Raw genomic sequence first — 14,087 nt, 5'->3', positions numbered from 1 at the left:
CATGAAATACGGAATCACAAGCGGTATCTTATGGGGCCTTGACACAGTTGTTCTGGGAATCGCCCTTTCAATGACCCCTTTCTTTGGCACTGTCGAAGCGCTCGCTTTTGCAGCAGTAGCAAGCTCTTTCTTACATGACACCTTCTGCGCTCTATGGCTATTCATTTATATGGGAGCAAAGCGGCGTTTGGGAGACACACTTCGCGCGCTTAAAACGCGTAGTGGGCTGGTCGTAATTGCTGGCGCACTGCTGGGTGGCCCAATCGGCATGACCGGATATCTCGTTGCAATCAACAACATCGGACCCGCATACACTGCGATTATCTCCGCTTTCTACCCTGCGCTTGGAGCCTTCCTTTCCTTTGTGCTCCTAAAAGAACGGATGGATGCAAAGCAGCTTATTGCCCTGTTTGTCGCGCTGGGTGGCGTTATGGCCATGGGTTATATTTCTGCTGGATCCTCAGAAATGGGAAACGCTGCACTTGGTCTTGGCGGAGCTGCTCTATCTGTTGTTGGTTGGGGTTCCGAGGCGGTGCTTTGTGCCTGGGGAATGCGTGATGACGCCGTCGACAACGAAACGGCGCTCCAAATTCGCGAAACCACATCCGCGCTTGTCTACGGTATAGTCGTGTTGCCCCTGTTCGGCGCATGGACCTTTACCGCTAGCGCTGTCCCCTCATTTGCAACTAGCGTGATAGCGCTCTCCGCACTCGCTGGAACATCTTCCTACCTCGCCTATTACAAGGGAATTTCCACCATCGGTGCCGCTAAGGCAATGGCGCTCAACATTTCTTACTCTGCTTGGGCGGTTGCGTTTGGATTCTTGTTGCAAGGGACTGTCCCTACCATAGCGACAATAGCATGCTGCATCGTTATCCTTGCAGGCACTATACTTGCCGCCTGCGATTGGAACGAACTGTTCCAAAGCAAATAAACTGCACCCAATCTAGACACATAGCGAAATTAAACGTTTAGAGGACGCCCTGTTTGATATACCAGGGCGTCCTTGCTATAGAATTAAAACGCCGCAAATCATATGCCTCATATGGAAGGAACAACATGAGGGCAAGAACCATAGTCGCATGCGCAATCGGAGCAGCCCTTACTTTTGGCGCGCCACTTTCCTCTTTCGCTGAAAAGTCCACTCTTCCCGCTTGCGCGCAAGAAGAGCAAGTACTGAAAAGCAACACAACGTCTAGTAGCCTATCAAATGAAAACGATAAAGCTGCGAACGCGAACGAATGCATGAATGAATCCACGCCCGCCGATGCTACCCCGGGCGACAGCGAACCGGAAGCCCCGGCCTCCCCCGAGCCCGCCCCGGGCCCGGGCTGGAACCTGACCGAGGCCGGCTGGGAGTACCGCTCCGCCGACGGCTCGAGGGTCGCCTCCTCCTGGCTCAGGACCGGCGGGAAGTGGTACTACCTCGGCAGGGACGGCATCGCCCTCACCGGCAGGGTCCTCGTCGGAGGGGCCCCCTACTACTTCGACGCGAGCTGCGCGATGGCCACCGGCTGGGCTCGGGACGGGGCCACGGGGACCTGGTACTACGCCGAGGGCTCCGGGCGCCTCGCCGCGGGCTGGAGGAAGGTCTCCGGCTCCTGGTACTGGCTGGACCCCGAGACGAACGCCATGGCGACGGGCCTGCTGCGCTTCCGGGACGGCGCCTACTACCTCAAGCCCTCCGGCGCGATGGCCACCGGCTGGGCTCGGGACGGGGCCACGGGGACCTGGTACTACGCCGAGGGCTCCGGGCGCCTCGCCGCGGGCTGGAGGAAGGTCTCCGGCTCCTGGTACTGGCTGGACCCCGAGACGAACGCCATGGCGACGGGCCTGCTGCGCTTCCGGGACGGCGCCTACTACCTCAAGCCCTCCGGCGCGATGGCCACCGGCTGGGCTCGGGACGGGGCCACGGGGACCTGGTGCTACGCCGAGGGCTCCGGGCGCCTCGCCGCGGGCTGGAGGAAGGTCTCCGGCTCCTGGTACTGGCTGGACCCCGAGACGAACGCCATGGCCGCGAACGAATGGAGACGGGTTAATAACAATTCTTACCGCTTTGCAGCCAATGGATCAATGCTATCTAATTCCTGGTTCACAGACAAAGCGGGTTTGCATTATCTCGATGCAAACGGTGCCGCGATAAAAGGTCGTTTCTCATGTTCGTCCGGAACTTATGTGTTTGATTCAAACAATCCCGAAGAGCACTACCCAGCTTTAACAGGGTTCCAAACAATTGATGATAAGCTGTACTTCTTTAATGACAGCGCGCAAATGGTGATGTCTTCCTGGGTCGAGCTTGCAGATGGCAATTTTGGATTTGCATCTACTTCTGGAGTAATCGGATGTGAACGCTTAAAAGACGGCGTACTTTATCTTGATGGAAAAACACCTGCCTCCGGATTTGTTTCTATAGAAAGCAGCACGTTCTATGCAGATCCCGCTACAGGAAAGTTACTTACGGAGTGGCAGACTATCGAAGGAAAAACCTATTGGTTCAATCCTCAAACCATGACCATGCACCATGGTTGGTTCAAAGATGTAAATGATTGGTACTGGTTTGACAAAACAACCGGAGTCATGCAAACAGGCTGGCTTAAAACGGGCAACAACTGGTACTGGCTTGATTCTGATGGAAAAATGCTAACAGATTGGCAGTTTATTTCCGGCGACTGGTATTACTTTACCCCCGAAACTGGAGCTATGTACACGGGAGTATTGTACTGGAATGGAAAGTACTATCTTCTCAGCGACAGCGGAGCAATGGTTGACTTGAAAGTTAGCAATGTTGCCATGTTCGAAAAAGCCCAGCAATATAGCAGCTCAACGTCTTGGCTCATTATGGTCGACACAAAAAACTGCCGGATTGGAATTTATAAGGGCCGCAGTGGATCTTGGAAACCCGTGAAAGAATGGTCCTGCTGCTCTGGAGCACCTCGAACTCCAACTGTTCTAGGTCAGTTCACGGTAACAGGTAAAGGTTACTCGTTTGGACGGGGCTACACCTGTTATTACTACACGCAATTCTATGGCGATTATCTTTTCCATTCCATTTTGTATAATCAGGGAACGTTTAAGGTCCAAGACGGTAGTATGGGCGTTAGAGTCAGTCATGGTTGTATCCGCCTAGCTCTTGAAAATGCAAAATGGATCTACGATTACATTCCCTATGGTACGAAGGTTGTAACCTACTAGATCGCAATGTAGCAATAACTGACATGGCGAGTTTTCGACACAATAAAACGGGGCATCTAAATCAAGCAGATGCCCCATCCTAAATCATTCAATTGCAATAGCAGATACTCAACCGAGAATAACCAACCTAAAGCGACGTGACTATTTCAGATGCAACTGAACTCCCCCTCCAGCTCGTAAACACAAAAGGATTACTCGACAAAAGGCCTCTTTACTCCAGTGATAGCTAGCCCAATGTTGATATTAGAGATACAGACACGCGGCGGTATTGCATGGATAATCTTGTCGTTCCCAAGATAAATTGCAACATGCCCTTTGTAGAAGATCAAATCACCCCGCCGGCGGTCTTTGATTGGTACACTCATTAGGCGTGTGTCCACACGCATGTTTTCAGCATTGTGGTCCTGCCAGGGATCGTACATGTGAAGATATGGATTATAAATCGTATCCATTCCAACCGCATAGAAGCACTGATTAACCAAACCAGAACAATCGACACCCACACCTGGCGCACAAGCATAATCCCAAACATATTTTGTGCCGAGATAATCATATGCACGTTGGATAAACGCCTCGACAACTTGTCCCCTCGATGCATCAACGGAAATCTTCGAAGGGCTCACATACGAGTAAATTCCAGCGTTCGCATTGTAGGGGGGAACATTTTGACAGCTTACTTGGTAGTATTGAGCAGGGTTTTGCCATCCATATTTATCAACGGCGCCACTCGGCGAGAAACGCCTCTGACACCCATCTATGACGTGCGTCCCCGTGAGCATCGCGCCATTGTTGCTGTCATCGAGATAATAGTAAGAACCACCGACTCGCTGCCAGCCTGTGAGCATCGCTCCAGAAGAAGAGAGCAGATACCACCTGGATCCCACCTTTTGCCATCCAGTCTTCATAGCGCCTGAAGAAGGATCAAGGTAATACCGAGCGCCGTCAACTTCCTGCCAACCTGTCTTCATCTCGCCAGAATCAGCAAGGAGATACCAAGCAGACCCAATCTTTTGCCAGCCGGTTTTCATTGCGCAAGTGGAGGAATCAAAGTAATACCAAATGCCATCAACTTTCTTCCAGCCAGCATGGGCTTTGTACGTTTCAGTGTCGAAGAAATAGGTTGTACCATCTGGCAGATTAAAAAAGCCCGACGAAATCGACCCTGTGATTTCGTCGGCGTGGAACAATGACTCGTCCACCCTTACCATGCCATTTACGATAAAAGAGCAAGAAATATCTTGATACAGAATCCCATTCTTTAAGAACAGCGAACAGATGCCAGCTTTAGAAACATAGCATTGAGTCGAATCTCCAATATCAAACCAACCGTCTCCATTAAGCGCGCCACTGGAGCTTGCATAGTACGGAACACTATCTACCTCAAATACCCCACTTGCCATCCGTCCATCCGAGTAGAAATAGTAGGTTTTGCCATCTATCTTTCTCCAACCGGTCACCATTAAGCCGTTGCTCTGCAGGTAATACCAATCACCATCATAGAGAAGCCAGCCAGTATGCATTGCGCCAGATTGTTCAAGATAATAATTGCCACCTGATGAATCTACGATCCAGCCAGTCTGCATGACACCTTTGTTGTTAAACCAATACCAGGCGCCATTGATATAAGACCAACCAGTCCGCAGGACACCATTGTCTACGTAATACCAGACAGAGTTTACTTTTATCCAACCAGTACAATATCCAAGCCAATGACCCGATCCATTCGCTCGCGAATATCTTGAACCATCAAAAAACGTACCTGTTTTCATGGATCCCGAAGTCGGATCGAGATAATACCAATATCCCCCGACCCTCTGCCATCCAGTTGCCATGGCACCCGAAGACTGCAGGTAATACCAGAGTCCGCCAAGTTTGAGCCAGCCTTTTGCCATTGCTCCCGACCCGGAAAGGTAATACCACGTAGTACCGTCAAGGAGCCAACCCGTCTTCATGGCACAGGACTTAGAGGCTTCAAAGTAGTACCAATTACCTCCGATTTGTTTCCATCCTTCGCACAATACGCCAGAAGCTGAAGCGTAATACCACTTATTCTGGTATTTAATCCAGGAGGTTCGCATTGCCCCACCTGCAGCGGGATCAAATAGATACATTTTTCCGTCAATAGAGACGATTCCCGTTGCCATGGCACCATTCGAAGCTGGATCGAGCCAATACCAAGAGTTTTTCTCTTTAAACCATCCAGTTCTATTCGTTCCATCAAACTGGCCGTAATACCACGTACCGTCGACACGGTACCATCCGAGATTATCAAAAGAGGCATAGCAGTAGTTCATGTCGACGTTACCGCTGATTCCGTTCACGCTACCCTGACTGCTGTACTGCCACATGGAGTAAGTACCCTGATACGTGCATTCCGTATAGTACTGAGCAACCCAACGATCCCAATTGTTAAACACAGGGTCAGTCAGATAGTTTCTCCACCAGTTCAAATTCGCATACACGCCAGGTGTGAAGCCATTTGCAGAAATGATTGAACAAAAAGACGTTGCCATTTTTGCAAACGTCGCATTATCCCTAATGACGTGATACTGGTTGTTAAAGTCAACGCCGGCAGGCTTACCGTAATCCGGGTGATTCTTTTTTCCAACGGTATTCTCCAGGTCATAATACACGGGAAAAGCAAGGTCGCCTGGCTTGACACCCGCGTTGGACAGGAGATTCAATACGCCTTGCGCTTCGGATTTCGCGCTTTGCTCATCCCAGGCATAGGAATACAGATACACGCCAAACGGGATGCCATTCTCCTTGCATCCTTTTACGTTCTCAATAAAACGACCATCGGAATTACCAATACCGTATCCGACTCTCAAAATGGCGTAATCAACACCTGCAGCCTTGACCTTAGCCCAATCAATAGCACCTTGATGGCTGCTTACATCAATACCCCAGCCGGTTACACCCGCAGGGAGATTTCCGCTCGAGCGGCGCGCCCTAGCGCTCGGCTCAAGATCGCTCTTCAAAACACCATTTTCATAGCGCCACGAATTCTCGACGAAGCCATTGGCGGTGTTGTCGATTTCGGCTTCCGCGTCATCTTGATCTTCTTGCTCCGATAAGCCGTCGTCCAGGGAAGGAAGACCGGTATCCTCTCCCGATTCAGGTAGTACAGCGGAATCATCTTGGTTGGACCCAGTGTTTTCCTGATTCCCCGTTTCCTCATCGGAGACAGAGCCCTCATTTCCTTCAACGCCCTTTTCACCGTCTCCCTCGTCAGAAGCAGAAGCCGTCGTGGCGGAGTTTTGGGAATAGACCGTCTCTGCATAAATCGCAAAAGGCTGCATGGCGGACGACCATGCCAACACGCAGGTAAGAAAAACTGAAATGATAGGGCTGAAGCGGCGCATGCCGGGGCCTCCCTTGTCTAGAATTCACGAATGCCTAAATAATATCGTAAAACAAAACGCAGTAAGACTTGTTTCCTACCCTTAACTCATGCAGAAACCGTGCCCTCAAGGGAGCATGGTAGAATAATGGTTTGTCACTCAAACCGTTTGCCCAAGGAGCATTGCCCGTGGCAGATACCGCTACAACCTCCCCCGTCGTGCAATCGCACGCGAAAAACGAGACTGAAAAGGACCTGTTCATCCTCCATCAGCTCGTCACCAAGGACTTCAAGCTCAAGTACCGCCGCAGCGTGCTCGGCGTCGCGTGGAGCGTGCTCAACCCCCTGCTCATGATGATCGTCATGGCAGTCGTGTTCTCCACGATGTTCGCCGCCGCCCGCGGCGGGGACATCCCCAACTATCCCCTCTACCTCATCCTCGGCAACATCACGTTCTCCTTCATGTCCGAGTCCACCACGGCTGCCATGCACTCCATCATCGATGCCGCCCCTCTGCTCAAGAAGGTCAAAGTGCATCGCTTTGTGTTCCCCGTGCAAAAGGCCCTCTTCGCGCTGGTGAACTTCGCCTTCTCTCTTGTTGCAGTCGCACTCGTCATGCTGTGGTTCCGCATCGTCCCCACATGGCACATCATCTGGCTGCCCGTCTGCCTCGTGCTTCTCGTGATGTTCTGCATGGGCCTCGGCCTGCTGCTCTCTGCACTCTCCGTTTTCTTCCGCGATGTCATGCACCTGTGGAGCGTCGTCATCACCGCGTGGACCTACTTCACGCCCATCTTCTGGTCCATCAACTTCATCGACCAGATGCACCCGGCGCTCCAGGTTCTCATGCGCGCCAACCCCATGTACAACTACCTGGCCTTTATGCGTGACATCTTCCTGTATCAGACCAGCCCCAGCCTGCAAACCCTACTTGCTTGTGCTGTATGGGCAGTTATCGCGCTCGCACTTGGCTATGCCGTGTTCCACAAGAACGAGCACAAGTTCATTCTCTTCATTTAGGAGCCCCGCATGACTGCCGTTGCATCCTCTGCTGCTGATATGACTAGCGCCGCCTCTACCATGGCCGATTCCTTGAGCGAGGACACCACGAATGACCTCGCCATCGAGGTCAAAGACGTCACCATGATCTTCAACATGGCCTCCGAGCAGCTCAACAGCCTCAAAGAGTACTTCATCAAGCTCGTGCGTCACGAGTTGTTCTTCACCGAGTTCCGTGCACTCAAGCACATCTCGTTCAACGTGCGCCGTGGCGAGGTTGTGGGCCTGGTGGGCACCAACGGCTCCGGTAAGTCGACCATGCTCAAGATCATCGCCGGAGTCCTTGAGGCAAGCGAGGGCGAGTGCATCGTGCGCGGCAACATCGCACCGCTCATCGAACTCGGCGCCGGCTTTGACCTCGAGCTCACCGCACGCGAAAACATCTATCTTAACGGCGCGCTTCTGGGCTACACCAAGGCGTTCATCGACGAGCACTTCCAAGAGATCATCGACTTTGCCGAGCTTCCTGACTTCGTGGACATGCCCATGAAGAACTTCTCGAGCGGCATGGTGGCGCGTATCGCATTCGCCATCGCCACCATCACCGAGCCGGACATCCTCATCGTCGACGAAACTCTCTCCGTGGGCGACGTGTTCTTCCAGGAAAAATGTGAGAAGCGCATTCAACACTTCATTCAAAGCGGCAACGTCACGGTGCTGTTCGTGTCCCACTCCATCGAGCAGGTCGAGCGCATCTGTCAGCGCGCCATCTGGATAGAAAAGGGCGACCTGCGCATGGACGGCCCGGTCAAGGAAGTCTGCGAAGCCTATCGCGCCCAATTTGCGTAGTGGCAGTCTTTGCGATACGGATGGAACATGGTTGCAATCGAGCAGACATACGAGCAGATTCGACAGCTTGCCTCCGACGAGGGAGCTGAACGCGTTATCCTCTTCGGCTCGCGCGCTCGTAAAACCAACTCTCCCAAAAGCGACATAGACCTTGCCGTTGAAGGCTGTCCTTCGTTTGATCGGTTCAAAGACCGAATCGAAACAGAGCTTTGGACTTTGCTCAATGTCGACGTTGTTAACTTAGATGAATCTGCTTCACCTGAGTTGCTCCGAGAAATTGCTCGAGATGGAAAGGTGCTTTATGAAAAAGTACGATAACTTTGCTTCTGCACTTGCCACACTGCGTCTCTCGAGCGAACAAGATCTTTCCAACGAATTCGTGCAAGGTGGCATTATCGCTAAGTTTTCACTCCAGTTCGAACTCAGCTGGAAGCTCATGAAAGAACTGCTCAAATTCGAGGGAGATCGCACTGCTTCGACCGGATCGCCTCGAGAGATCATCAAGGCCGCCTACCAGTACTACGACTGGATGGATGAATCGATTTGGCTGGAAATGCTACGCGACCGCAACGACACCACGCACATCTATGACGCCGCACTTGTTGAAAAGTTGATAAGCTCAATCATCAACCGCTATATCCCGGAATTTGAGCGCTTCGATACGGAAGTCCGCAGGCGTTACGCGGATATCCTCTAGAGCGTCATATTACGCAAGCAACGATGCGGCCTGCCTTTGAATGATCCCCTCGAGCTTATTGAGCCGCCAAGCGGGCCAGTTATAACGAACGTGTTTGTCAAACACAAAGTCCAAAGCAGCGTCCAACTTTTCCCGCTGATCATCACCCAGGTACTCGCGCGCCGTCTGAACAAAACTTGAATACGCCCTAGGTATCTGCGTGGCAACGTACGCATCCAGATTGTCGGAGTCAAAGTCGCCTTCCATTGCCTGAAAGAGCAACGAGCAACCATGGTCAAACAACGGAGCGGGAGCGACAATCTGATTGGAATCGCTATCAACTAGCACGCCAAAATTACCAAAATGGCGATCGGTGTTCAGAATCAATGCATCGAACATCAACATGTCGGCAAGTGCATTGGAAAACTCAACACCAAGCTGCTGATAGTTTTCTGCTACTGCGGTCAATCCACCACGTTTTACCAAACGTGCCGCACTCACAAAAGACAAATCTTTGCTGGTAAACAATGGGCACTTGGAGCAAAAGTGCCCCTTCCACATGGTGGGAACGTAATCGACCGCGTTCACGCCAATAGACGATGCGAGGTTTGCCGCGTAATACTCCGCATAAGGCTCGCCACCTGCGTTCGCAGCGCCAACCGAACCCTCTTTGAACAGATATACTGTGCCATCGATGCGGCGCCAGCATTTGGCGTAAGCGCCGTTGGTGGTGAACTCAGGGGACGCGGACAATCCTGGGATGCCGCTGCTTCCCGTTCCCGTAAACGCCATCTGGGCGATGATGTTGCTAAAGCGGTTGTCATACAGGTTGACATTGGTAAAAGAATGCTGGTTATCTGCCTCATCAATCCAATAGGAGTCGTTGAGCGACAACCCGTGACAGAGCTTCATGATGCCAACAACATCATGTTCAGCCAACCCAAGTCTAGAAAGGAAACTGTTGACATATGCGCGGTTGGCAGGAATAGAACGGTGCCTCAACCATGCAGACAAACAGGCCGCGAGGCCTTTGGTATCGTTAAAATCGCGACATTCCCAATCGATGGGTAGCAGCTCGGGTTTGTCACTGCAAGTAGACGAGACCTCAACGATGAGCTCGCGCCCCTCGCTTACCATGTCAAATTCAAGCAGCGGATTGTCTTTTAGCTTCAAAATATACATGACTGCCCCATTTGTTCGCACCCTCACATCATAACGAATATGTGATCTTGCACGGAGTGAAAGACTAGAACAACCCTGCGATTTTCCGCACACTAAAAACGGGCGCCTAGCCCTTACAAATCCAGTTTGATCTCCGGCACTTTGGCAAGATCTGCCAGCGTGACACTGTCGACGTAGGCGTCAATCACCCGCTCAAGGCCCGTCCAGAACTTCACCGTGGAGCACAGGTCACTGCGCAGGCAAGTACCCTCCAGCCCATCGCAGGCAACCGCGGGCTTCTCCCCTTCCGCAGCGCGTAAAACATCGCCGGCCAGAATCTCACGTGCCGGCTTTGCTAGCACGTAGCCGCCGCCCTTACCGCGCACGCTCTTGAGCAGTCCCGCTGCCACAAGCGGACGAACCAGCTGCTCAAGATACTTGAGCGAAATCTTCTCCCCTTCGGCGACCTCGCGCAGCGACACCTTGGTAGCGGGCAGACCCTCCGCCGTCACAGGAGCTTCCATATCCCCGTTGCCACCAAACGCCGCGATGTAAATCATGAGTCGCAGGGCATAGCGCCCCTTCGAAGTGATGAGCATACAAGCCTTTACTCCGCCAGCATCGAGTCCAGCGTGCGCCACGCCAGCTCGGCGCACTTTACACGCGCTGGCATGTGCGAAATGTCACGCAGCTGGGCGGCCTCATCGAGGTCTTCAAAATCATCCTCAGAGAGCTCCTCGCCACGGATCATGGCCAAAAACAGCCTAGAAAGACACTTGGCCTCCTCAACCGACTCGCCCGTAATGAGATCGGCCATGATGTCGGCGCTCGCCTGGGAGATAGCGCACCCATGACCGGTGAACGCCGCCTCCTCGATGACGCCATCCTCAACGCGCAACGTCAGCGTAAGCTCGTCGCCACAACTGGGATTCACACCGTCATGTGTGTGCGTGGGCGCATCCATCTCGTACTTGTAGTCGGGATGCGAATTGTGCTCCATAAAGGTGGTGGAGGAATAAAGACTCATGAATGCTCCTCTGCGATAAACCTGTTAGCGACGGTCAGATACCTGCGACAATCTCTTACTGAAACTCTAGATGACCCAAGTGCCTCAAATCGCCCCGAAAGAGGCGGGCGCACGCCTGACGTGCGGCGCCCTACGATTGAGCAGCGAGATGGGGTGCCTGAACGCTACTTAGCCGTTAAAGACGTTCCAGACGTGCTGCAGGGACTCGATAAACCTGTCGATATCCGCCTTGTCGTTGTAGAACGCCAAGCTCATGCGGCAGCACGCCAGGTTCTCAACGCCTAGCCACGTGAGCAGCGGCTGCGCGCAATGATGGCCTGCGCGGATGCACACGCCATCCATATCCATGATGCTCGCCACGTCGTGCGGATGGATGCCGCGCACATTGAAGCTGATGGGCCCATGGTGACGGTCCCAGTAAATCGAACCGATGATGTCCACAAACGGCAGCTCGACCATACGACTCATGGCATAATGCGTGAGCGCCGCTTCGCGCTCCGCAACCGCGGCCAGCCCCACGCGCTCCAGATAGTCGAGTGCGACGCCCGTGGCGTAGATGCCTGCCGCGTCTTGCGTACCCGCCTCAAACTTCTCAGGCACAGGTGCCCAAACAGCACCCTGCTCGGTCACGGAGTCAATCATCTCACCGCCCGTGAGCAGCGGCTCTGCGGCATCGAGCAGCTCAGCCCTACCCCACAGCACGCCCACACCCATGGGGCCGAACACCTTGTGCGCAGAAAACGCAAGGAAATCCGCACCGAGTTCCTGCACGTCAACAGGCATGTGGGGGATGGACTGCGCAGCGTCGACCACCATGTGGCCACCCTGCGCATGCACTGCAGCGGCAAGCTTGGCGATGGGGTTTTCCACACCGAGCACATTGGACACGTGCGCGGCAGAGACGATCTTGGTACGCGGACCGATCTTCGCCGCAATCTCCTCGTCGGAAAACTCGCCCGTCTTGGTGGGATATAGATACACCAGCTTGGCACCTGTAGCAGCGCAAACTTGCTGCCAAGGAATCAGGTTGGAATGATGTTCCATGATGGTGATGGCAACCTCGTCGCCCGGCTCGAGTACCGTGGGTGCGAAGCACTTGGCCACGATATTCAGTGCCTCGCTCGTATTACGGCAGAACACGACCTCGCTCGCACGGGCGCGTCCATGCTCATCAACCACGCCGATAAAACGCGCAATCTGAGCACGCACGTCGGCAATCGCCTGCGTTGCCTCAACGGAAAGCGAGTACAAACCGCGCAGCGGGTTGGCATTCATCGTGCGGTAGAAGTCCGCCTGCGCATCGAGCACGCACTGGGGGCGCTGCGAGGTAGCGCCGCTGTCGAGAAACACAACTTCGGGACGAGCCGCAAACAGCGGAAAGTCCGCCTTGTACGAATTGGCCTCGATATCCACACGCGGCCAGTTGCGGCTCGCCTCGTCAGACGCATCGACCGTCATTCCAGCGGGCGCCGTACAGGTATCGCACGTAACGTTCTCAGTATCGATCATGCAATCTCCTCCTCGAGGTCTCCCTCGTCGTCGAAGTCGAATTCCTCCGCAAACTGCGGAATCAGCGCGTTGCCCAAGCGTATCACGTTGGAACGAATGGCATCGTCAGGTGCGTTCAAAGCAGCTTCCTCAAGTTTTGCGGAGAGGAACAGCGCTTCTGTCTCCTCCTGCGAAAGGCCGCGGCAAGCGGCATAAAACAGCTGCTCGGGACGCACGTGACCGATTGTGGCGCCGTGATTGCCCGCCACGTCGTCCTCGTCGCACAAAATCGTGGGCACCGTCTTGTTATCCACGCCCTTGCTCGCCAGCAGCACCGTTTCGCGCTCGTTGCCCTGTGCGCCCTTGGCTCCGTGGATGAGATCGATGGTGCCGCGCAGGCACTTCTTCGACGTGCCCGTGAGCACGCCGTTGGCATCCATATTGCTCAGCGTCCTTTTGCCGCGATGGCGGATGATGTAGTTGAAGTCACGCTGCTCCGTGCCGGAGGCAAGATAGCTCGTGTCGATGTCAATGCGCGAACGGTCTCCGCGCAGGTCGGCGGCGAGACCCGTAGCGGTAAACGCACCGCCGAGCACCACATGGCGCACCGTCACGCGCGCATCCTCGTCCAGCACAAAGCCGGAGTCCTCAACGACCGTAACGGCATCGCTCGCCGTGAGATACACCGTAAGATTCACGCGCGAACGTGCGCCGGCAAAGATACGCAGTGTAGAGCCTATAAACGCAGGTTCCTCCGCGGCGGAATCGAGCGAAAGGGCCAACTCGAGGGTCGAATCAGGAGCTGCCACGATGTCCAAACTGGCGCCCGACGCCTCACCCGCTTGTGCGGTAACGCGAATCGTCGCCTCTGCCTCACCGCCCGCCTCGGTGGCAAGCACGGGTGTACCGCCTGCAAGGAAGTTAAGGTAGGCGCGCATATCGATACCCACGCCGGTCTCGAAATCGCGGGCAACATCATCCGCGTGCTCGGAGAGCACCGCGCGACGCTCATAGGTGGAAAGCGCCGGCACATCGAGCTCCTCTGCACCGTGATCTTCTCCCGTAGCGGCGATGAGCATGGCACGCGTGTCAACGGGAGCGTCTGCACGAGCGGCATCCAAACGCTCCTGAAGCGCGGCCAATGCACCCTCAAAGCTCACGTTCGGCTCATACAGTTCGGATGCGGCCTCGATCTCAACGCGACATTTCCGCTCAAGATCGGCGGGAATCTCGATGCTGACGTCGTTCATCTTGAGCCAACCCCAGGTCGGAGCCGGCATGGCATTTACATGTTGTATCTTCAATGCGTCCATCTTGTTCTCCAACGCATACCTAACCACCAGATTCTACGG

12 protein-coding genes are annotated in these 14,087 nt (G+C 54.0%); 6 read left to right on the top strand and 6 right to left on the bottom strand.

Annotated elements, in window-relative coordinates; translation table 11 throughout:
* Position 1: 1 nt before the first annotated feature.
* Positions 2 to 934, top strand: a complete 933-nt coding sequence (locus tag C1711_RS00760) for a DMT family transporter (RefSeq protein WP_102337354.1) — start codon at positions 2 to 4, stop codon at positions 932 to 934.
* 125 nt (positions 935 to 1,059) lie between these two features.
* Positions 1,060 to 3,192: a L,D-transpeptidase family protein gene (locus C1711_RS00755; RefSeq protein WP_102337353.1), complete on the top strand. Its 2,133-nt coding sequence runs from the start codon at positions 1,060 to 1,062 to the stop codon at positions 3,190 to 3,192.
* A gap of 191 nt (positions 3,193 to 3,383) precedes the next feature.
* Here the strand turns inward: C1711_RS00755 and C1711_RS00750 are convergent, their stop codons facing one another.
* On the bottom strand, positions 3,384 to 6,557 hold the full coding sequence (locus C1711_RS00750) for a GH25 family lysozyme (protein WP_102337352.1): 3,174 nt from the start codon (positions 6,555 to 6,557) through the stop codon (positions 3,384 to 3,386).
* A 167-nt stretch (positions 6,558 to 6,724) separates the two neighbouring features.
* Here C1711_RS00750 and C1711_RS00745 point away from each other — a divergent pair, with 167 nt between their 5' ends.
* Genes C1711_RS00745 through C1711_RS00730 form a run of 4 tightly spaced genes read left to right on the top strand, consistent with a single transcriptional unit; the run spans position 6,725 to position 9,080 of the window.
* A complete protein-coding gene (locus C1711_RS00745) occupies positions 6,725 to 7,555 on the top strand; it encodes an ABC transporter permease (protein WP_102337351.1) in 831 nt (276 codons plus the stop codon).
* 60 nt (positions 7,556 to 7,615) lie between these two features.
* Positions 7,616 to 8,383 carry an ABC transporter ATP-binding protein gene (locus C1711_RS00740; protein ID WP_102338496.1) on the top strand — a complete coding sequence of 256 codons (768 nt, stop codon included), beginning with the start codon at positions 7,616 to 7,618 and terminating at the stop codon, positions 8,381 to 8,383.
* A gap of 27 nt (positions 8,384 to 8,410) precedes the next feature.
* Positions 8,411 to 8,701, top strand: coding sequence for a nucleotidyltransferase family protein (locus C1711_RS00735; RefSeq protein WP_102337350.1), 291 nt, complete (start codon positions 8,411 to 8,413; stop codon positions 8,699 to 8,701).
* Positions 8,685 to 9,080: an HI0074 family nucleotidyltransferase substrate-binding subunit gene (locus tag C1711_RS00730; RefSeq protein WP_102337349.1), complete on the top strand. Its 396-nt coding sequence runs from the start codon at positions 8,685 to 8,687 to the stop codon at positions 9,078 to 9,080. Before C1711_RS00735 ends, C1711_RS00730 begins: the two co-directional genes overlap by 17 nt.
* Positions 9,081 to 9,089: 9 nt before the next feature.
* Here the strand turns inward: C1711_RS00730 and C1711_RS00725 are convergent, their stop codons facing one another.
* The 5 genes from C1711_RS00725 to C1711_RS00705 all read right to left on the bottom strand — a co-directional run bounded on the left by C1711_RS00725 (position 9,090) and on the right by C1711_RS00705 (position 14,048).
* A complete protein-coding gene (locus tag C1711_RS00725; protein ID WP_102337348.1) occupies positions 9,090 to 10,241 on the bottom strand; it encodes a HipA domain-containing protein in 1,152 nt (383 codons plus the stop codon).
* A 113-nt stretch (positions 10,242 to 10,354) separates the two neighbouring features.
* Positions 10,355 to 10,819, bottom strand: a complete 465-nt coding sequence (locus tag C1711_RS00720) for an RrF2 family transcriptional regulator (protein ID WP_102337347.1) — start codon at positions 10,817 to 10,819, stop codon at positions 10,355 to 10,357.
* Positions 10,820 to 10,827: 8 nt separating this feature from the next.
* On the bottom strand, positions 10,828 to 11,247 hold the full coding sequence (gene sufU, locus C1711_RS00715) for a Fe-S cluster assembly sulfur transfer protein SufU (protein ID WP_102337346.1): 420 nt from the start codon (positions 11,245 to 11,247) through the stop codon (positions 10,828 to 10,830).
* A 168-nt stretch (positions 11,248 to 11,415) separates the two neighbouring features.
* Positions 11,416 to 12,756 carry an aminotransferase class V-fold PLP-dependent enzyme gene (locus tag C1711_RS00710; RefSeq protein ID WP_102337345.1) on the bottom strand — a complete coding sequence of 447 codons (1,341 nt, stop codon included), beginning with the start codon at positions 12,754 to 12,756 and terminating at the stop codon, positions 11,416 to 11,418.
* A complete protein-coding gene (locus C1711_RS00705) occupies positions 12,753 to 14,048 on the bottom strand; it encodes a SufB/SufD family protein (RefSeq protein ID WP_102337344.1) in 1,296 nt (431 codons plus the stop codon). Before C1711_RS00705 ends, C1711_RS00710 begins: the two co-directional genes overlap by 4 nt.
* Positions 14,049 to 14,087 lie beyond the last annotated feature (39 nt).

Origin of the sequence: Collinsella provencensis (assembly GCF_900199705.1) — a bacterium.
GTDB lineage: Bacteria > Actinomycetota > Coriobacteriia > Coriobacteriales > Coriobacteriaceae > Collinsella > Collinsella provencensis.
Note: the sequence above shows the minus strand (reverse complement) of the source record. Positions and strands in the feature narration are given on the sequence as shown.